General features: G+C 64.9%; 25 protein-coding genes. 13 read left to right on the forward strand and 12 right to left on the reverse strand.

The annotated features are described in order from the left end of the window. Positions 1–71: 71 nt before the first annotated feature. The 5 genes from coaD to queA all read left to right on the forward strand — a co-directional run bounded on the left by coaD (position 72) and on the right by queA (position 3,277). Positions 72–569 carry a pantetheine-phosphate adenylyltransferase gene (gene coaD, locus AC24YW_RS21315; RefSeq protein ID WP_487484553.1) on the forward strand — a complete coding sequence of 166 codons (498 nt, stop codon included), beginning with the start codon at positions 72–74 and terminating at the stop codon, positions 567–569. Between the two features lie 34 nt (positions 570–603). Then, positions 604–1,167, forward strand: coding sequence for a peptidylprolyl isomerase (locus AC24YW_RS21320; RefSeq protein WP_487484554.1), 564 nt, complete (start codon positions 604–606; stop codon positions 1,165–1,167). 8 nt (positions 1,168–1,175) lie between these two features. After that, positions 1,176–1,601, forward strand: a complete 426-nt coding sequence (locus tag AC24YW_RS21325; protein ID WP_487484555.1) for a hypothetical protein — start codon at positions 1,176–1,178, stop codon at positions 1,599–1,601. Beyond that, positions 1,598–2,062, forward strand: a complete 465-nt coding sequence (locus AC24YW_RS21330) for a peptidylprolyl isomerase (protein ID WP_018642141.1) — start codon at positions 1,598–1,600, stop codon at positions 2,060–2,062. The genes AC24YW_RS21325 and AC24YW_RS21330 overlap by 4 nt, the downstream gene beginning before the upstream one ends. Positions 2,063–2,203: 141 nt before the next feature. Next, positions 2,204–3,277 (forward strand): tRNA preQ1(34) S-adenosylmethionine ribosyltransferase-isomerase QueA, encoded by a 1,074-nt coding sequence (gene queA, locus AC24YW_RS21335; protein WP_487484556.1) that lies wholly within the window; start codon positions 2,204–2,206, stop codon positions 3,275–3,277. A gap of 110 nt (positions 3,278–3,387) precedes the next feature. On the opposite strand, the gene AC24YW_RS21340 is transcribed toward queA, so the two are convergent. From AC24YW_RS21340 to AC24YW_RS21355, 4 genes are all read right to left on the reverse strand, one after another. Further along, positions 3,388–4,425: an aspartate-semialdehyde dehydrogenase gene (locus AC24YW_RS21340; RefSeq protein ID WP_487484557.1), complete on the reverse strand. Its 1,038-nt coding sequence runs from the start codon at positions 4,423–4,425 to the stop codon at positions 3,388–3,390. A 225-nt stretch (positions 4,426–4,650) separates the two neighbouring features. Further along, on the reverse strand, positions 4,651–5,253 hold the full coding sequence (locus tag AC24YW_RS21345) for a PepSY domain-containing protein (protein ID WP_487484558.1): 603 nt from the start codon (positions 5,251–5,253) through the stop codon (positions 4,651–4,653). A 253-nt stretch (positions 5,254–5,506) separates the two neighbouring features. Beyond that, positions 5,507–6,253: a TetR/AcrR family transcriptional regulator gene (locus tag AC24YW_RS21350; protein WP_487484632.1), complete on the reverse strand. Its 747-nt coding sequence runs from the start codon at positions 6,251–6,253 to the stop codon at positions 5,507–5,509. A gap of 136 nt (positions 6,254–6,389) precedes the next feature. Beyond that, positions 6,390–7,574: a patatin-like phospholipase family protein gene (locus tag AC24YW_RS21355; RefSeq protein WP_487484559.1), complete on the reverse strand. Its 1,185-nt coding sequence runs from the start codon at positions 7,572–7,574 to the stop codon at positions 6,390–6,392. A 212-nt stretch (positions 7,575–7,786) separates the two neighbouring features. Here AC24YW_RS21355 and tgt point away from each other — a divergent pair, with 212 nt between their 5' ends. Next, positions 7,787–8,932: a tRNA guanosine(34) transglycosylase Tgt gene (gene tgt / locus AC24YW_RS21360; protein ID WP_487484560.1), complete on the forward strand. Its 1,146-nt coding sequence runs from the start codon at positions 7,787–7,789 to the stop codon at positions 8,930–8,932. Positions 8,933–8,947: 15 nt separating this feature from the next. On the opposite strand, the gene AC24YW_RS21365 is transcribed toward tgt, so the two are convergent. Continuing rightward, the gene (locus AC24YW_RS21365; RefSeq protein ID WP_487484561.1) at positions 8,948–9,166 is read right to left on the reverse strand and encodes a hypothetical protein; all 219 of its coding nucleotides are present in this window, start codon (positions 9,164–9,166) and stop codon (positions 8,948–8,950) included. 222 nt (positions 9,167–9,388) lie between these two features. Here AC24YW_RS21365 and cysK point away from each other — a divergent pair, with 222 nt between their 5' ends. Continuing rightward, entirely contained in the window at positions 9,389–10,366 is a 978-nt protein-coding gene (cysK, locus tag AC24YW_RS21370) for a cysteine synthase A (RefSeq protein ID WP_487484562.1), read from the forward strand. A gap of 3 nt (positions 10,367–10,369) precedes the next feature. Further along, complete coding sequence (locus tag AC24YW_RS21375; protein ID WP_275512800.1) at positions 10,370–10,609, forward strand: BrnA antitoxin family protein; 240 nt, start codon at positions 10,370–10,372, stop codon at positions 10,607–10,609. 149 nt (positions 10,610–10,758) lie between these two features. Here AC24YW_RS21375 and AC24YW_RS21380 read toward each other — a convergent pair whose 3' ends face one another. Then, positions 10,759–12,192 carry a caspase family protein gene (locus AC24YW_RS21380; RefSeq protein ID WP_487484563.1) on the reverse strand — a complete coding sequence of 478 codons (1,434 nt, stop codon included), beginning with the start codon at positions 12,190–12,192 and terminating at the stop codon, positions 10,759–10,761. Positions 12,193–12,397: 205 nt separating this feature from the next. Further along, the gene (locus AC24YW_RS21385; RefSeq protein ID WP_487484564.1) at positions 12,398–13,270 is read right to left on the reverse strand and encodes a DMT family transporter; all 873 of its coding nucleotides are present in this window, start codon (positions 13,268–13,270) and stop codon (positions 12,398–12,400) included. 152 nt (positions 13,271–13,422) lie between these two features. Between AC24YW_RS21385 and AC24YW_RS21390 the strand changes: the two genes are divergently transcribed. After that, complete coding sequence (locus AC24YW_RS21390; RefSeq protein ID WP_487484565.1) at positions 13,423–13,821, forward strand: RidA family protein; 399 nt, start codon at positions 13,423–13,425, stop codon at positions 13,819–13,821. A gap of 50 nt (positions 13,822–13,871) precedes the next feature. Here AC24YW_RS21390 and AC24YW_RS21395 read toward each other — a convergent pair whose 3' ends face one another. The 3 genes from AC24YW_RS21395 to AC24YW_RS21405 form a co-directional block, all read right to left on the reverse strand. Continuing rightward, on the reverse strand, positions 13,872–14,417 hold the full coding sequence (locus AC24YW_RS21395; protein WP_487484566.1) for a hypothetical protein: 546 nt from the start codon (positions 14,415–14,417) through the stop codon (positions 13,872–13,874). Beyond that, a complete protein-coding gene (locus AC24YW_RS21400; RefSeq protein WP_197963953.1) occupies positions 14,362–14,712 on the reverse strand; it encodes a hypothetical protein in 351 nt (116 codons plus the stop codon). Before AC24YW_RS21400 ends, AC24YW_RS21395 begins: the two co-directional genes overlap by 56 nt. 229 nt (positions 14,713–14,941) lie before the next feature. Then, complete coding sequence (locus AC24YW_RS21405; RefSeq protein WP_487484567.1) at positions 14,942–15,529, reverse strand: formyltransferase family protein; 588 nt, start codon at positions 15,527–15,529, stop codon at positions 14,942–14,944. A gap of 187 nt (positions 15,530–15,716) precedes the next feature. Between AC24YW_RS21405 and AC24YW_RS21410 the strand changes: the two genes are divergently transcribed. The 3 genes from AC24YW_RS21410 (at position 15,717) to AC24YW_RS21420 (ending at position 17,093) form a co-directional block, all read left to right on the forward strand. Then, positions 15,717–16,010: a hypothetical protein gene (locus AC24YW_RS21410; protein ID WP_487484568.1), complete on the forward strand. Its 294-nt coding sequence runs from the start codon at positions 15,717–15,719 to the stop codon at positions 16,008–16,010. Between the two features lie 295 nt (positions 16,011–16,305). Then, entirely contained in the window at positions 16,306–16,521 is a 216-nt protein-coding gene (locus AC24YW_RS21415; RefSeq protein WP_487484569.1) for a hypothetical protein, read from the forward strand. Between the two features lie 218 nt (positions 16,522–16,739). Next, positions 16,740–17,093, forward strand: coding sequence for a hypothetical protein (locus AC24YW_RS21420; protein WP_487484570.1), 354 nt, complete (start codon positions 16,740–16,742; stop codon positions 17,091–17,093). Between the two features lie 27 nt (positions 17,094–17,120). Here the strand turns inward: AC24YW_RS21420 and AC24YW_RS21425 are convergent, their stop codons facing one another. Both AC24YW_RS21425 and AC24YW_RS21430 read right to left on the reverse strand, forming a co-directional pair. Then, complete coding sequence (locus AC24YW_RS21425; protein ID WP_247279878.1) at positions 17,121–17,423, reverse strand: hypothetical protein; 303 nt, start codon at positions 17,421–17,423, stop codon at positions 17,121–17,123. Between the two features lie 102 nt (positions 17,424–17,525). After that, a complete protein-coding gene (locus AC24YW_RS21430) occupies positions 17,526–17,753 on the reverse strand; it encodes a hypothetical protein (RefSeq protein WP_487484571.1) in 228 nt (75 codons plus the stop codon). Between the two features lie 231 nt (positions 17,754–17,984). On the opposite strand from AC24YW_RS21430, the gene AC24YW_RS21435 reads away from it, so the two are divergent. Next, on the forward strand, positions 17,985–19,064 hold the full coding sequence (locus tag AC24YW_RS21435) for an AI-2E family transporter (RefSeq protein WP_487484572.1): 1,080 nt from the start codon (positions 17,985–17,987) through the stop codon (positions 19,062–19,064). The last annotated feature ends 23 nt before the right edge of the window (positions 19,065–19,087 follow it).

The following is a 19,087-nucleotide window of genomic DNA, read 5'->3' on the forward strand; positions in this document are numbered from 1 at the left end:
TTACTTTGCTGGAAATGACCAGGGAACCCGTCTGGCTTGCCGGGCGGGGCCGGGCGCGGTAGGAGGGAGCCATGCCGCGTATCGCCTTTTATCCCGGTTCCTTCGATCCCATCACCAACGGCCATCTGGACGTGGTCCGGCACAGCGCGGCGCTGTGCGACAGGCTCGTGGTCGCGATCGGGGTGCACCCCGGCAAGAAGCCGCTGTTCTCGACAGAAGAGCGGCTCGAGATGCTTCATGATGTCTGTGGTCCGATCGCGGCCCAGGCCGGCTGTGTGCTCGAGGCGACGACGTTTGACGATCTGTCGGTCACCGCGGCGCGCAAGCACGGCGCGACCATCATGATCCGGGGCCTGCGCGACGGCACCGACCTCGATTACGAGATGCAGCTCGCCGGCATGAACGAGGCCATGGCTGCCGAGGTGCATACGGTCTTCCTGCCGGCCTCTCCCATGGTCCGCCCGATCACCGCCACTTTGGTGCGCCAGATCGCCGGCATGGGCGGAGACGTCTCGGCCTTCGTCCCGCCGCAGGTCGCGGCCCAGCTCAAGGCCAAATTCGCCGGATAACGGCGCTTCCTCTTCTCTCTGATCCGGAGTTGTCATGATCCGAATTTTCGCAGTTCTTGCCGCGCTTCTGTTCGCGGTGCCGGCGGTGGCGCAGCAATTGCCGGCAAATCTCGACAAGGCAAACGCCATCGTCATCGACAGCACCAAGGGCCGCATCGTCATCAAGCTCAGGACCGACATCGCGCCGCAGCATGCCGAACGCATCAAGCAGCTCGCGCGCGAGGGCTTCTACAACAACGTGCCGTTCCACCGCGTCATGGACGGCTTCATGGCGCAGACCGGCGACGGCCAGAACGGCAACGGCACCGGCGGCTCGAAATACCCGAACCTGAAGCAGGAATTCTCCAAGGTGCATTTTGCCCGCGGCATCGTCGGCATGGCCCGGCGCGGCGACAGCGTCGACAGCGCCAACTCGCAGTTCTTCATCATGTTCGCCGACGGCGGCAGCCTCGACGGCCAGTACACCGTGATCGGCGAGGTGGTGCAGGGCATGGATGTCGTCGACAAGCTCAAGAAGGCGCCCCCCGGCTCGCCCGGCGGCTCCGTCACCGATCCCGACAAAATGGTGAAGGTGCAGGTCGCCTCCGACATCAAATAGGCGCGGCCATGGCGCGCCGCGGTGGCAGGATCGTGCTGGTTGCCGCGGTCCTGCTGCTCGGCACCTCCCATGCGGCCGTGGAGGCCGCGGAGGTCGACACGATCCAGGACATCTTCCGGCACCTTCACACCTGCTGGAGACCGCCGTCGCCGGCGAGGGCCCGGCCACTCGACATCACCGTCCTGGTGAGCTTTAACCGGGCCGGAAACATTCTGGGCCATCCGAGGATTACCTATGAATCCGCGGAGGCCTCCGACAAGGACCGGCTGCAATACCGGATCGCGGTGATGGATGCGTTGCAACGCTGCACGCCGGTGCCATTTACCGATGCAATGGCCGGCGCCGCCGCGGGACGTCCGTTCGCGATCCAGTTCCGTAGCCGCAAGACGTCACCCGACAAGACTTCACCCCCAACGCAAGAGAGACGAGCATGAGCGTCACCGAAAACACCCTGATCCTCGAGACCACGCAGGGCCCCGTCACCATCGAGATGCGCCCAGACCTCGCGCCCGGCCATGTCGCGCGCATCAAGGAGCTGGTCCGCGAGGGCTTCTATGACGGCATCGTGTTCCACCGCGTGATCGAGGGCTTCATGGCGCAGACCGGCTGCCCGCACGGCACCGGCACCGGCGGCTCCGGCAAGAAGCTGAAGGCCGAGTTCAACAAGGAGCCGCATGTGCGCGGCACCGCCTCGATGGCCCGCGCCGCCAACCCTGACTCCGGCGACAGCCAGTTCTTCATCTGCTTCGACGACGCCCGCTTCCTCGACAACCAGTACACGGTTTGGGGCAAGGTCACCGAGGGCATGGAGAACGTCGACAAGATCAAGCGCGGCGAGCCGGTGCAGAATCCCGACAAGATCGTCAAGGCGCGGATGGCCGCGGACAAGGAATAAGTCCGTCCCCTCATGGTGAGGAGGCGCGCAGCGCCGTCTCGAACCATGAAGGCCGAGCTGCAGCAGCAGGGCTTTCATCCTTCGAGACGCGCGTTCCGCGCTCCTCAGGATGAGGAATGACTTTTGTCGCGCTGAACCGACATGCGCACCGACCTGTTCGATTTCGACCTGCCCCCCGAGCGCGTCGCGTTGCGCCCGGCGAGCCCGCGTGACTCCGCAAAAATGCTGGTCGTGGAGAACGGTGCGTTGCGCGACCAGGTGGTCGCCGACCTGCCGCAATGGCTGAGGCCGGGCGACCAGCTCGTCGTCAACGACACCAAGGTGATCGCGGCGCAATTGAAGGGCCGCCGCATCGGCCGCGAGACCGAGCCGAAGATCGAGGCGACGCTGATCAAGCGGCTCGACGGCTCGCGCTGGCAGGCGCTGGTGAAGCCGGCCAAGAAGCTCGCCCCCGGCGACCGCATCCGCTTCGGCAATGACGGCAAGGTCTGCCTGCTCGGCCACCTCGACGCCGAGGTCGAAGCCAAGGGCACCGAGGGCGAAGTGACGTTGTGGTTCTCGTTCCACGGCCCGGCGCTTGACCAGGCCATCGCCGATCTCGGCAGCCCGCCGCTGCCGCCCTACATCGCCTCCAAGCGCACGCCCGACGACAAGGATCTCGCCGATTACCAGACCATGTTCGCGGCGAACGAGGGCGCAGTTGCAGCGCCGACCGCAGGGCTGCATTTCACGCCGGCGCTGGAGCAGGCGCTGCGCGACCGCGGTGTCGGCCTCAACCGCGTGACGCTGCATGTTGGGGCAGGGACGTTCCTGCCGGTGAAGGTCGACGACACCGACGGCCACAAGATGCACGCCGAGTGGGGCACGATCTCGGCCGAAACGGCGGAGCGGCTCAACGCCGCGCGAAAGACCGGCGGCCGTGTCGTCGCCGTCGGCACCACGTCATTGCGGCTGCTCGAAAGCGCAGCGAGCGAGGACGGCACGATCCAGCCATTCGCCGCCGAGACGTCGATCTTCATCACCCCCGGCTATCGCTTCCGCGCGGTGGATATCCTGATGACGAATTTCCACCTGCCGAGGTCGACGCTGTTCATGCTGGTGTCGGCCTTTTCGGGGCTGGACACGATGAAGCAGGCCTACGCGCACGCGATCGCAAGCGGATACCGATTCTATTCCTATGGCGATGCATGTTTGCTGTTCAGGGCAGAGCCGTAGGGTGGGCAAAGCGAAGCGTGCCCACGTCTTTCTTGAATGCAGGGAAGAACGGTGGGCACGACGCTTGCGCGCCTTTGCCCACCCTACGATACCTGCTCCTGCGGCAACTGTTACGCCATCACCCGCTGCGGCAAGAGCTCCGCGATTTGCACCGCATTCAGCGCCGCGCCCTTGAGCAACTGATCCGCCGCCACGAACATCGAGATCGAATGGCCGGTGGGATCGCTGAGATCCTTGCGGATGCGACCGACCAGGACGTCGTCCTGGCCCGAGGCGTCGATCGGCATCGGGAAGTAGTTCTTGGCGCGGTCATCGACCACCTTCACGCCGGGCGCCTGCGCCATGATGGCGCGGACCTGGTCCTCGCTGATCGGCTTCTCGCATTCGAAGGTGATGGCCTCGCAATGGGCGCGCAGCACCGGCACGCGCACGCAGGTGACGCCGACGGCGATCTTCTCGTCTTCGAAGATCTTGCGGGTCTCCTTGATGACCTTGGTCTCTTCGTCGTTGTAGCCGGTCTCGGGGTCGATGGCGGTGTTGTGGTTGAACAGGTTGAAGGCGTAGGGGTGCGGCATCACCTTGGGCGTATAGACCTGCCCATTGAGGTTGGCGCGGGTGGATTCGACCAACTCCTCCATCGCGGCGGCGCCGGCGCCGCTGGCCGCCTGATAGGTCGAGATGATCACGCGCTTGATGCGGTTCTTCTGGTGGATCGGCCACAGCGGCACCAGCGCGGTGATCGCGGCGCAGTTCGGGTTCGCAATGATGCCCTTGTGGTCGCGGATGCGGCTCGCGTTGATCTCGGGGATCACCAGCGGCACGTTCGGATCCATGCGGAAGGCCGAGGAGTTGTCGACCACGACGGCACCGGCCTTGACCGCGATGGGGGCGAACTTCCTGGAGATGCTGCCGCCGGCGGAGAACAGGGCGATGTCGACGCCGTCGAAGGAGCGCTCGGTCAATTCCTCGATGGCCACGCTCTGCCCGCGGAACGACACCGTCTTGCCGGCCGAGCGGGCGCTCGCCAGCGCCTTGAGCTTGCCGACGCGAAAGCCGCGCTTGTCCATGGTGGCGATGAATTCGGCGCCCACCGCGCCGGTGACGCCGACAATCGCGACGACGGGATCGTTACTCACTTTGTCCTCCATTGAGTTTTAGACAACAAAAAAGCCCCGGACCATCGAGGGCGGGGCTTGCCGTAGAGCTGATGCGTTTAAGTCGACGACCTACGCGCGCACGCCTCCCCGGGCCCCTTCGGCCGTGGTGGTTTTGGTCGTGCGTTTGGTGGTCGTGAACATGGCGGCGACTTATGCGGGAGAGTCTTGCCCCCGTCAATGGCTTTTCGGTCCGGACGATGCCGGGGGCGGCACCCGCTATTTCCCCTTGGCGCCCGGCGGCTCCAGGGTGACCTCCTTCAGGTCGTCGCCGCTGACGACGACGATCGAGAAGTTCAGCCGGCCGCGTTCGCGGACCAGCCCGCCGCTGATGGCCTTGCCCGCGGCGGCACGCTCGGCGACGCGCACGGCATCGGAGAGGCGGTGCCTGATCGCACCCAAAGCTGCGAGGTTGCTGCGGTCCTCGCGGTCGAGCTCGGTGAGGGGCAGGGCGGCTTCCCCGCCGACCAGTTCGCCGGTCGAAGCATTGATGGTGTGGCGCCAGATCCGGTCGTTGTGCAGGGTCTTCACCCGGTAGACCGGCACGCCTGAGCCGCCGTCGAAGCTCACATCGGCGGTGGTGGCGCCGGCATGGCGGGCTTCGGCAATCGCCATGGCCTGGCTGATCGTGATCGACGAGCTGCGGAATCGCTCTATTTCGCGGCTGACTGCCTGGCGGTCCGCCTCAGTATCACCATCTGTGTCGCTGTGAAGCGCGGTCGGCGTGCTCGCGGTCACGATGGCCTGTGCCGGCGCGGCGATGAGCAGCGCGGGCATTGCGATCGCAAGCAGGTGCGAGGTCCATCGTTTGGCAGTCGTCATGCTCGAAACCCTCGGCCAGCGAGTGTGCCGGATGATCGTAAAGAATTCGCGGCCAGCCTTGGGCAAAGGCCGGCCGCGGAGCGCCGTGGCCGGCTAGACCCGCCGCGGCGATCTGGGTGATACGGGCCTCCTTTGGGGCTGGTGAAAAAAGCGGTCCGCATCGCCTTATAACGAAACCATACCGTTTCGTTTTATTTTGGTCAACGGCACGGCGATCATCCCCATGGGGATAGAGCGGGTGCTCACAGAATTGTCAGCGCGAGGGGCGACGGCGTCGCGTGCCCTTGGCGGCGTCCTGGACGCGGTCGGCAGGTCCCAGCGCGCCGGCCAGGAACAGCTTGATCGCCGCGCGCGTGCGCTTCTCGGCGGCCTTCGGCTCCAGCGCCGTTCCGAACGTCGCCATGCGGTGGGTGTGGCCGACGACGACGTCGAGGAACACCTCGGCTGCGATATTGGTGTCGTCGACATCGAGGGCGCCTTGCGCCACCAGATGGTCGAAGAAGCGCGCCGTGGTGGCGACCGCCTTCAGCCAGCCTTCCTCCTTGCCGAGCTTGGCGACGTCGGGGAAGTTGATGGCCTGCGCCGTCATCATGCGGCTGAAGGCGACGGCATCGGGGCCGCAGGTGAAGGTCAGCATCTCGCGTCCGATCTCGACCAGCCGCTGCTCGACCGGGATGTTCGAGGCGCTGGAGAGCTGCGTCTCCGCCGCCGCCGACAGCGGCGCAAGCCAGCGCTCGATCTCGCGCCTCAGCACGGCCGCGAACAGGCCGCGCTTGTCGCCATAGCGGGAATAGACGGTGGGCTTGCTGACCCGCGCAGCTTCCGCGACCGCATCGAGCGAGGTCGCATCGAAGCCGCGGTCCAGGAACAGGCGGGTTGCGACCTCGATCAGGCGCTGATCGCGCTCGATCGCAGCGGTCTTCGTCGGCCGGCCGCCGCGCGATTTCGGTACCTCGCGCCGTGGCGCTGCCGGTCTTGTCCTGGTCGCAGTCAATCCCATGCCCAATGATTCCTGCGCGGTCGTGATATCGGTCATTCGCTCTATATCGCGCAGGAGCGGAGGCGTCATCGCGAATCTGGCCGAATTGGCCATATCGTCAACGTGTTTCGGTATCGGCTCGTTCCGTCACGAGGGATCACGGCAGGGTCGAGGACCAGGCCTGGCCGGATGCAGCCTTCTCGTATCCGTACTGATACAGCGCCCGCATGTAGGCGGTATCGAATCCTTCCGACGGCGGGGCAGGATAGTCGCGCGCGATGTAGGAAAGATGGAAGCCCAGCCGGTTGCGCTTGGCGAAATCGTAGGTCGAGAAGATGATCGAGCGCGTCTGCGATTGGGTGATCGCCGACAGGCTGCGTGAAGCGACGTCGATGGTGCCATTGGATACCAGCTCGAAATTGCGTTCGATCTTCTTGTTGACGAGAATGTAGATGTCCATCCTCACATTGCCGGGCAGACGGCCGCTCTGGAACAGCAGAGCTTCCGGCACGGTCAGCACCGGCGCCGTCACGCCGCCGTCGACATGCATCTCCTGAAACTTGCGGCCCCCGCCTTCGGCGTCGATCATGATGGGCGGAAACACCAGGGGGATGCTGGCGGAGGCCGCCATCACGTCGCGAAACAGCTTGAGCGCCTCGGGCGTTCCGACGGCGGCAATTTTACCCATGTCCCAGATCGCGGTGCGCTGGGTGTCGAGGTCGGTCGTCACCACGAGCAGCCTGCGGCCCTTGGCGTGCTCGCGCGCGACCTGCGCCATGATCTCGGGCCCGACATAGCGCGCGACGAGCTCGCGCAGCCTGGTATTGCCGAACAGACCGGATCCGAACAGCACGCGCATGATGCTGGGATCGTTGAGGAGGCTCTCCGCGATGCCGCTGGTGTAGACCTCCTTCAGCGTGTCGTCATATTGCGGTCCGAGAAACGCGAACGGCGCGATCAGGCCGCCGGTGCTGACGCCCGAGACGACCGAGAAGGTAGGGCGGGTTCTGGCCGCGGTCCAGCCGTTGAGCACGCCGACGCCGTACGCGCCATCGGCACCGCCGCCCGACAGCGCCAGATAGGATCTCGTCGCGGTGGCGTTGTCCTTCTCGAAGCTGAATTTCGTGATGGGCTCGTCGGCATAGCGCCGCAGGCCATCGATATCGAGCACGCGCGACGTGCTGGCCTCCGCGGCGGTATAGGGCGTGCGGGGCAGGGAGGTGCAGGCGCCGAGCGCCAGGCAGCAGATCAGGACCACCAATCCGATCAGGCCGACACCAGTCTGCCTGATCCGGTCACGCGAGGAGATGGATGCGTCGGTCGAACACGAAGGGTACGGCATTGTCGGTGGCTGGCGATCACGCATCTACCGCCGCCGGCAAGTTCGCCGCGGCATCTCGTCCAGCCCAGGTTAAAAACTACACTGTATCGTTTCGTTTGGCAAGGCGCGGCACACAATCCCCATGTCGGTCGATGTCCCAGTCTGACGCACGAATCGGCGGAGCGCGGCCCGGCGGGTTGATCGGCTTGCTCCGACACGCAATAAGCACGGCCATGAATCCCGGCAATGACCTTCCCAATCACTTTGAGTTGCTCGCCACCGACGGAGCCGCGCGCACCGGGCGGCTGACCACGCCGCACGGCGTGGTGCGGACGCCGGCCTTCATGCCGGTCGGCACCGCCGGTGCCATGAAGGGCATGCACTGGCGCGAGGTGCGCGAGGCCGGCGCCGACATCGTGCTCGGCAACACCTACCATCTGATGCTGCGTCCGACCGCCGAGCGGATCGCGGGGCTCGGCGGCTTGCAGACGTTCACAGGCTGGAACGGACCGATGCTGACCGATTCCGGCGGCTTCCAGGTGATGTCGCTGGCGGATTTGCGCAAGGTCAGCGAGCACGCCGTCACGTTCCGCTCGCATATCGACGGTGCCAAGGTCGAGCTGTCGCCGGAGCGGTCGATCGAGGTGCAGCGTTTGCTCGGCTCCGACATCGCCATGCAGATGGACGAATGCGTGCGACTGCCCGCCGAGCGGGCCGACATCGAGCGCGCGATGCAATTGTCGCTGCGCTGGGCCGAGCGCTCGAAGCGCGCCTTTGCGAATGCCCCGGACGGCTACATGCTGTTCGGCATCGTGCAGGGCGGCGATGTGCCCGAGTTGCGCCATGCGAGCGCGCAGGGCCTGGTCGAGATCGGCTTCCACGGCTATGCCATCGGCGGGCTCGCCGTCGGCGAGCCGCAGGCAGTGATGCTGGCGATGATCGACGAGACCGCGCCGCTGCTGCCGAAGGAGCGGCCACGCTATCTCATGGGGGTCGGCACGCCCGACGACATCCTCGAGGCGGTGAAGCGCGGCATCGACATGTTCGACTGCGTGATGCCGACCCGCAACGGCCGGCATGGCGTCGCCTTCACGCGCTACGGCCAGGTCAATCTGCGCAACGCGCGCCATGCCGACGATCCGCGCCCGCTCGATGAAGAGAGCTCATGGCCGTCGACACGGACCTGCGCGCGCGCCTATCTGCATCATCTCGTCAAGGCAGGCGAGACGCTGGGGGCGATGCTGCTGTCCGAGATCAATGTCGCTTATTACCAGTCGCTGATGCAGGGCATCAGGGACGCGATCGCACAGGGAGATTTCGAGGAGTTCTACCAGCGTACGCGCGCGGACTGGGCGAGGGGCGATATCGCCCCGCGCTAGATCATCTGTCCAAACTCAGTTGCACGCGATCCGCCGCTTCACGGCATGCTTGGTCACGAAGCCGTAGCCGCAATTATCGCAAGTCCAGAGATAGCTGATCACGTGGTCCGACACGTAAGCAGAAGCTTCGGCGGCGACCATGGAGTCGGCGCAGACGGGACAGGTCGGCAACTCGCTGCAACGCGGATCGCGCCTTAGCGTTACGGTCGACATCACTTCAGCAACCGCTGACATCGTGGTGACCTCCCTACTTTGATACCTAAGTCTAACATAGGCAGAAGCAGTTGACGAGGTCGCAACACAAATGCGTTGGTTTTCTGCTAATTAGAGCTCACGTGATTTTGCGATGCAGCGTATTTAACATGTGCTGCATTGCCGCTTGCGTGTCGCCGCAAGCTGTCCGTAACTGCGCGAGGCCGCGACAGACGTGCAGATCGTCGCCACAGGGAGTTCATCATGGACGCAATGTCCAACACGGGTGCAGCGCACCAACCCGGCCGCGGCCGGATCTACGACTCGATCGTCGATGCCTTCGGCAACACGCCCATCGTGCGCTTGCGCCGGCTGCCCGGTATGCACGACGTGAACGCGACCATTTTGGCAAAACTTGAATATTTCAATCCTGCCGCAAGCGTCAAAGACCGCATCGGCGCCGCCATGATCATCGCGATGGAGAAGGCGGGCATCGTCAAGCCCGACACGGTGCTGATCGAGCCGACCTCCGGCAATACCGGTATTGCGCTCGCCTTCGTCGCGGCTTCGCGCGGCTACCGGCTCAAGCTGGTGATGCCGGAATCGATGTCGATTGAGCGACGCAAGATGCTGGCCTTTCTCGGTGCGGAGCTGGTGCTGACGCCGGCGGCGCAGGGCATGAAGGGCGCAATCGCGGCCGCCGAGGAGCTCTTGAAGACGACGCCGAACTCGGTGATGCCGCAGCAGTTCAAGAACCTCGCCAATCCAGAGGTGCACCGCCGTACCACCGCGGAGGAGATCTGGAACGACACAGGCGGTAACATCGACTTCTTCGTCGCCGGTGTCGGCACCGGCGGCACGATCACCGGCGTCGGCCAGGTGCTCAAGCCGCGCAAGCCGGGCTTGCGCGTTGTCGCGGTCGAGCCGGAGGAGAGCCCGGTTCTGTCGGGGGGACAGCATACTCCGCACAAAATCCAAGGCATCGGTGCCGGCTTCGTCCCCGACATCCTCGACCGCTCCGTGATCGATGAGATCGTGAAGATCAACTCGACGACGGCGATCGAGACCTCGCGGGCGCTGGCGCGGCATGAGGGCATTCCGGGCGGGATCTCCTCGGGCGCCGCGATCGCCGCTGCGCTTGAGATCGGCAAGCGGCCGGAAGCTTCCGGGAAGACCATCCTGGCGATCGTGCCGTCCTTCTCCGAGCGGTATCTTTCGACGGCTCTGTTCGAGGGGATCTAGGACATGGCGGATCAACCAAGACGGCCGCGCACGCTGGGCGATGCCAGGACCGAGGCCGAGGCGGCGTTCAAGAAGGTGACGGCGAAGGTCGCCGCAGCGCCGCCCAAGCCGAACGCTGTTCCCGGCGTCAAGGAGCAGGTCACGCTGCGCATCGATCAGGACGTGCTGGAGTTCTTCCAGGAGGGCGGTCCCGGCTGGCAGGACCGCATCAACGAGGCGCTGCGGAAAGCCGCGGGGAAGTAGGGGAGCGGTCGGCAGGCTGGGACGTCTCTGCCTCGTATCTGTATCGCAATGACGGAATGTGCGGCAGCACCGTCCTTCCTTTTTGTCTGCACGAGAATAGCAAAAGCCCGGCGCGAGCCGGGCTTTTGTGTCTGGGATCCACCTCGCGCTCAGCGGCGGAACATGCCGCCCATCATGCCGCCGACGACACCGCCGACGAAGGCCGCACCGGCAGCATCGCCGGGATTGCTGCGTGGCTGGTGAGCCGGTGCTGGCGCGCTGCTCTGAGCCGGGGCGGTGGCAGCGCGACGAGGCGGCTTCTGGCTGGTGTCGCTGGCGGTCGCCGGGGCAGCGACGATCTCCGCGAGCAGGGCCTTGTGCTGGTTCTTGTTGAGATAACCCGACGAGGGATAGCCGCGCGCGGTCTGCCAGCGCTTGAGCACGGAGCGCGTCTCGTCGTTGAATACGCCGGTCTGATTGGTGTCGAACCCTAGCGCCGTCAGTCGACGCTGCACGTCGCGGCGCTTGTTCTTGTCGAGGCCGATCTGGTCCTCGGTGACTTGCGTGGCCTCGTCAGTGAAGGTCGCAGGATCGACGCCGGCGTTGAGTGTGCGCGTGGCGGTCGAGGGGCCGCTCTTGATCGCCGCAAGCCGTGCCAGCGCCAGCGCCTTGAACTGGCCGTTCGGGTAAGCGGTGAGGTAGGCGTTGAGCTCCTCGGCCTTGTTGGACTCCTTGACCGAGCGCCAGTATTCGAGCTCGACACCGTCCGAGCTTCCGGTCGCCGCCGGCAAGATGCCGGTCGCGGTCGGGGCGGCGGCGGCGACCTGGGCGGCCGGGGCCTGATTGAGATAGACGGAGCCGGTCAGGTTGGTGTGGCCCCAGGGCAGCTGGCCTTTGCGGGTCTCTTCATTGACCTGGGCGCGCACCGAGGTCATCGCCTGCTGGATCTCGACGCCGGGCTTGGTGATGTTGTCGATCAGCGCACGGGTGAACGGGCTGTTGTTACCCTCCTGGCCGTCGAGTGCGGTCTGGCCGGGACCGGTGGCGAACGCGATCAGGGTGCCTTCGCCGGACTTCATCTCGGCAAGGCCGCTCTGGACGTTGACGCTGCGGGTCGCCGAATTCGACTTGATCTTGGCGGCGAACGGATTGTCGCGGCAGGCGTCGAGGAAGACGAGCTTGACCTTGGCATCGCCCATGGTCTGCTCGAGCGTCAGGTCGATGTTGATGGCGGCGCCGAGCTTGACGTCCATCTCCGACTTGATGTCGGCGTCGACGGGCAGCAGGTAATTGGTGCCGCTGACGGCGATGCCGTGGCCGGCATAATAGAACAGCGCGATGTCGGAGCCCTGCGCCTTGCGGCCGAAATCGAGCAGCTTCTCCGTCATCTGGTCGCGGCTGAGATTGGAGCCTTCGATCACCTCGAAGCCGACGTTGCGCAGCGTGGCCGCCATCGCTTTGGCGTCGATCGGTGGGTTCGGCAATTGCGCGACGTTCTTGTAGGAGCCGTTGCCGACCACGAAGGCGACGCGGCGGTCGGCCTTGGCGGCACTGATCGACAGCGCCATGCACATCAGCGAAGCGAGGAGGGTGAGATAGCGCATTCTGAAATCCCCAGAATCGAATTGCAGGCAGCAACAAATCGGCCACGAACCTACACGAAGTGCCCGACTTCGCGCCACCAAAACGGCAGTCCGTTGCGTTCAACCCGCTGCTGTGTGGCCGAATGTGCACGATGGAGGGTCGCTCCAACGTGATCCAAATCACACGGCCACTTGGTTTTGTCGCGCGAGGCGGCGCGAGGTTCACCTAGCCCGGGCGGGGAACCGACGAAGCGGGCTTCAAATTGAGCAGATTTCCGAATAGGATCAGCGCGGCGCCAAGCACGGTCCAGACGTCGAGCCGCTCGGAATACAACAGCCAACCGGCCGTTGCAGTCAGTGGAACCCGCAGGAAGTCCATCGGAACCACGATCGTCGCATCGGCGTAGCGCATCGCACTGGCCAGGCAATAATGTGAGAACGTGCCGCAGACGGCGATCACGCCGACCCAGGCCCAGACATAAAGCGACGGCCAGGTCCAGACCAACAGCGTCGGAATGAAGCCCGCAACCGACTGCACCACCAGCATCCAGAACAGGATCGAGAGCGCGCTTTCGGTGCGGGTCAGCGATTTGACCTGCGCCATGGAGACGCCGAATCCCATCGCCGCGCCGAGCGCGATCAACTGGCCCGGATTGATCTCTCCGGTCGCGGGTCGGACAATGACGATCACGCCGACGAGGCCGAGCACGATGGCGGCGATCTTCCACGCTGTCATCCGCTCGGACAGAAAGGTCGCCGCAAGGACGGCCGTCCAGATCGGCATGGTGAACTCGATGGCAACGACCTGGCCGATCGGGATCAGCGTCAGCGCGAAGAACCAGCCGAGCTGGGCAACATAGTGCACCAAGTTGCGGCCGACATGCTGCGGCAGGCGCGATGTCTTGAGCACCTTCAAGCCGCCGGCGCGGTAGATGATCGGTGCCAGCAACACGAAGCCGGCCAGCGACCTCACTTCCATGATCTGAAAAACATTCAGCTCGCGCGTGGTCTCGCGCCCGGCCACCGCCATGACCAGCATCAGCGACAGCCAGCCGGCCATCCACAGTGCAGCCATCATTTTCGACGGTGTGGTGCTCATCTGCGGCGGATGCGGAAGGGATGGACCAAGAAGGGGCGGCCGGTATCGGCGACCTTGCCGCCGTTTGCAACGGCCAAATCTGCGGATGCAGCGATGCTGGGCGGCATGCTAAGGCATCGGTGAAGAACGGCAAAAATCGGGAGACATTGCCCATGCGGATCTTGCAGCCGGCCGAATGGAAGAAACCGCGCGGCTTTTCCCATGGCATCGTGGTCGAAGGGCCGGGCCGGTGGGTGGTTCTCGCCGGCCAAACCGGGGGCGACGAGGCTGGCAGCTACGATCCCGACATGGCGGCCCAGGTCGCGACGGCGCTGAAGCGGATCGTCAAGCTACTGGGCGAGGCCGGCGCCGGCCCCGAGCATATCGTCCGCCTGACCTGGTACCTGACCAGCCGCGCCGAATACGAAGCGGCAGGTGCCGGCATCGGCGCGGCCTGGAAGGAAACGCTCGGGCGCAACTTCCCGCCGTCGACGCTGCTCTATATCGGAGGCCTCGTGGACGAGCGTGCCAAGGTGGAGATCGAGGTCACGGCGTTCGTGCCCGGCGCATAAAAAATCGACCCGGCGTGGTCGCCGGATCGATTGTCGCGTCGCGTGGTGTTCTACTTCGACAGCGAGATATTGGCGCCGCGGAACTGGCTGTCCGCGCGCAACGAGACACTCTGCTTGTTGCCGCTCGTCTTGAGCGACACGTTGGCGTTGAAGCCAGCGGCCGACACGACCAGCTCGTAGTGTCCGCCCGAGGCGCGTCCTTGTAGCGAGCCGGAGATGTTGCGGCTGGTCTCGGACCAACTGCCTGCAATGGCGTTGCCTTCGGCCTTGAGGTTGGCACCGAGGTTCAACTTGAACGCGTCGGTGGCGCAGGTCAGCGACATCTCCATGGTCGGTCCGATCGGAGCATATTTGGCCCGGCAGCGGAGCCGTTCGGTCGAGCCGTCATCCAGCGTGACCGTGCCACTGCCGCTCCAGCTGCCCGCCAGCGGCGCGAACGGGCCGGATTGGGCCTTGCTTTGGGTGGTGGCGGTCCCCGCCGCCAACAAGACGGCGGCAGCGATCAGCAGCCGCCGGTTCCGGGCGCGAGCCTCAATTGATTTATTGGCGCGATGCTTCCCATCGCCCGCTGCACGGTATGCCTGCAGATGCTCCATTCCACTTCCCCGATCCGGCGTTGCCGCTGAGTTGACCGTTGGCATATGCACCATTGATCGAAACTTTCACAAGTCCCCCGCTGCCGATGGTGCCGGAAACGTTAGCGCCGGGCGCGGTGATCTTGCCGTCGGCAACCGTCAGCATGGAGCTTGCGGTCGGCTCGCACGAACCGCTCTTGGTCACGATCGTGACTTGCCAATTGCCGTCATAGGGATTTTGGGCAAAGGCGGGGGCGGCGAGGGTGCCAGCGAGAACTGGGGCGGCACAGAACACCGCAATGCGACCAAAACGCATGAATTTCGTCCTTGAATGTGTCTGAGATGCTGACGCTTATTCGGACGAAATGTGACGGAAATTTGTTGCGATGCCAAAGCGAAAATTGTTCCTGTGGGAACAATGGTTTATTTGCGCTTTTGACTTCGATTTCCGAAGCAGAATCAAGGCCGCCTCACGTTAAGGGTAAACGTCGGGGACGACTCGGAAAAAGGCCTGGTTCAGAGGGGCGTGGCTCGGACGGCCGGGCTTAGGAGAGGCTCGGCGCGGAGGTCGCGAACTGTTCGTCCTGGGCTTTGGCGGGTAGCGCCTTGTGGACCTTGGCGTAATCGATCACGTCGGCCAGCAGCTTGAGCCCGAGCGGCGCCAGCGCGCGCTCCCAAAGCTCCCGTGCGGTCTCGCCCTTCTTGACGAAGCACCAGTCCTGAGCGGCGATCGCCCCGGCGTCCATGCGGTCGGCGAGATGGTAAATCGTGCCGCCGGCGATCGGGTCGCCTTCCTTGATGGTCCATTCCACCGCCGCCTTGCCGCGGTGGCGCGGCAGCAGCGACGGATGATAGCCGATCCCGCCGAGCCTTGCGGCGGCAAGCGCATCCTTGCCGATCCTGGCATGGCTGTGTGCTGTGATGATCAGATCGGTGTCCGGGGCGATCTCGGAGGCCACCACCAGCTTGGGATTGGCTTGCACCTGCACCTCGATCCCCACTGCCTTGGCCGCCGCGGCGAGGCGGTCGTCGGTATCGGCCACCACGACCCGGACGACCGAGACGCCGTGCTCCCGGAGCATGTTCAGGGTGGTCACGCCGAAATGGCGGGAGCCGACGAGGGTAATGCGCATGGGTGTCCGATCCGTCTCGCAACTGCGTCATCCCCCGATAACACGTCCGCATGCCCTGTCACCACCCGCCCCGCATTTGCCCGGGTTATCAACAATGCGCCGGGCGCCGCTGCCTGAACTGCGGGATTGCACCGTCGGGCTGTCCGGTGCTTCCATGCGGGCATGACACCGGCCGGGGAGTGGAGGCATGCGCAGCATCGGGTTTTTCGTTGTCGCGATCCTGCTGGCGGCCACTTCGGCCCAAGCTGGTGGGCCTTACCCGGCGGTCCCGCCCGAGACCGGCGTCGCACCATCAGTGGGGCCGCTCTGGGACGCCTACCGTTGCGCCCACGGCCCGGTGATCAATTTCTATCATGGCGCCTATTACGGCGAGGAGCCGCCGGCGCTCTATCGCGGCTACGCCTACCGGCCGCATTACCGTTACCGCGCCTATCGCAAATTGCCGCGCACCTATTTCTGCGTCGTCGACGCGCACATGTAGGCGGGTTCCTGTGTTTCGTTCTTAACAGAGATGCCCCGAATTAGCTGATAAGGGTGCGCCCACCCGGGGCTGGCGACATTTCAACCCGCATCCGTTTTCGAACCCGGTTGTGGCCGCTGGCGTGATCGCCGGCGGCCTTTTCAAGCCACGCGCCACGAAATCATCGGACGGTAACACGATCTCAACCAGCTTGGCGTATCGACGAATCCGTCGCGGATTTGTATTGCGTACCGCGACACCGAAATCGTCCGCCGGCGTGGGCGCGCCGCCGGGCCTTTTCGCCGGGACAGATTTCATGCCAAGCGCGATCGAGCAGATCGTCGACGCCTATGTGCGTCTGAAGAACCGCCGTGGACTCGACGAGCTGATGATGCACAGGCAGCGGCTCGCGGTCGATCTGAAGAGCCGGTCCGGCTATGATTTCAGCCTGCCGATCGGTCAGATCGACGAGGAGATCGCGATCATCGAGGCGGGGCTCAGCCGGCTCAAGGCGGACAATTCCACGATCTAGCCGTCCGTATCGCGCGTGGGCTTGGCGTTGACGCATTGTCGCAGTCCGAGCCCGGTTCATACAGGGTTCAGGCCGGCCATGCCTCAATTGCCACGTCGTTTCGTGGGACGCGAATCCTGATAGGCTTGTCCCAGTGATTTGGAGGAATCGTCATGATCGAACTTGCGCTGGCCGGCTTGCTTGCGTTTGCAACGGTGCCTGCGGAGCCGACGGCGCCCATGGTGCAGCAAGTACAGTTCAGGGGCGGCCCGGGCGGCCAATGTCCACACGGCTACGACTACAACCACTCGAATGGCCGCTGCTATCCTAACGACCGTCACGCGCCAGGCGTCTACACCGGGAGTCACGGCCCGGGCTATGGCCGCCGCGGCGGCCTGTGCCCGCATGGCTACGACTATAATTACTCGACAGGCGAGTGCTATCCGAATGGTGCGCGCGCGCCCGGCGCTTACGGTCGCCCCCAATATTACGGACAACGCGGCGGGCTCTGTCCGCACGGCTATGATTACAATTACTCGCAGGGACAGTGCTACCCGAACGGGGCACGTGCGCCGGGCCTGTATGGGCGGTAACTCACCGTCGTGCTGAAGTGGGCGCGCTCAGTCGCGCCGGCCGCCGTCGATCACCGTGAACAGCGGTCGCGCCGGCGTCGGCTCGACCAGCAATTCCTCCACCAGTGCGGTTGCCGCATCGACATATTTCCGGGTCGGCTTGTCGAGAGGGCGCTTGGCCTCGTCGTCGAGCGCGACTTTCGCGGCCTCGACCAGCTTGCGCATACGTACGGCATGGTCGTCGCCCGCGGTCAATGTCGCACGCGCCAGCGAACGCAGCACGAACAGCTCGCCCTCGAGGCGGAGCAGGCGGTCGTTTAACCTGGTCAGGACGGCGTTGAGGTCGGCCATGGCATTCGAAGCGGAGGATCCGTCCTGATCTAGCCGCGATCGGTGAACGGAGTCCAAACGAGGCCGGCGCAATTCGGCGGATCCGGCGTCACCGCAGGCGGCTTACCATTCGACGCCGGCCCAGCGTCGCCCGAACACGGGCGGTCTGGTCTTCACGGCCTGCCAGCCGAAGAAGTGGTGCTTGCCGGACCAGGCATGCACGACGCCGCTGCAGATGCCGCATTTGAAGCTGCCGCTGTGGACCTCGCCGTGCTCCTCTCTGGTCGCGGTGTAGTTCATGCCGCAACTCGCACAGGTGAATTGTTCGATCGTCCAGATGCTGTTGGCCATGATCCAGAATGCGTTTCGGTGACTACGAAACGGAAGGGTAGTCACCAGCGTTTGCGGCGGCGTAAACCGGCGCCGGGAAATCCGGTTAACCCGCGTTAGCCAAGCCGGGTTGGGGGGCGGACGATGCGGCATCCGGCAGCAGGTCGTCTTGACGCCAGATGCATTGCTGGCAATAACGGCTGGGCCCGCAAGCGCGGAAGTTGCGTTCATGCCGCAAGGAAAGCTGTGCCCGTGAAAAGCCTCCGTCAGCTGCTGACGGGCGAGGACGTCGTCCAGCTCGTGATCCGGCTCGGCCTGCTTGCCCTGCTGATCATCTGGACCTTCCTGATCATCCGCCCATTCGTGCCGATCCTGGCTTGGAGCGGCGTGCTGGCGGTCGCGTTCTATCCGGCGTTCAGCTGGGTCGCCAAGATCCTGGGCGGCCGGCCCAAAACCGCAGCAGCAATTCTGACCCTGATCACGCTGGGTATCGTCATCGGTCCGGCGACTTGGCTCGGCATCAGCGCGGTGGACGGCGTGCGTGAGCTGGCGCACCAGCTCGGCACCGGCGATCTTGTGCTGCAATCGGCCCCGGAGCAGCTCAAGACCTGGCCTCTGGTCGGCCCCTGGCTCTACGAGCTCTGGGATCAGGCCTACAACAACGTTCGGACGGCGGTGCGCGAGGTGGCACCGTATCTCCAGCCGCTGGCCGGCCCGCTGCTCTCGCTCGCGGGCGACGCCGGCCTTGGCACGCTCCAGTTTCTCGTCTCCGTGTTCGTGGCCGGCTTCCTGTTTCCGCATGGGCCGCGCCTGGTCGCGGCCGGCCGCAACTTCCTGTTTCGCATCGTGCCGGAGCAAAGCGAGCATTTCCTCTCGCTCGCCGGTGCGACCATTCGCGCGGTGGCGCAGGGCGTGATCGGCGTCGCGATCGTCCAGGCGCTGCTCGCCGGCATCGGCTTCAAGCTAGCCTCGGTGCCGAGCGCGGGCCTTCTTGCCTTCATCGTGCTGCTGCTCTCGATCGTGCAGATCGGCGCCTTCCTAGTGCTGCTGCCTGTCATCATCTGGATCTGGACCGCCAAGGACGTCACCACGGCGCTGCTGCTCACCGTGTTTCTCGTCATCGTCGGTTTCATCGATACCATGCTGAAGCCGCTGGTCATGGGACGCGGCCTGACCACCCCGACCATCGTGATCTTCGTCGGCGTGATCGGCGGCACGCTGGCCCATGGCATCGTCGGACTGTTCATCGGGCCGATCATCCTGTCGGTGGCCTGGGAAATGATGATGGCCTGGATCAGGACCGAGGACCGGGCGGAGGCGGGGAAGGGGTGACCTCGCGCCCGCCAGCGTGCGGT

The sequence above is a fragment of the Bradyrhizobium sp. USDA3516 genome (assembly GCF_057651995.1).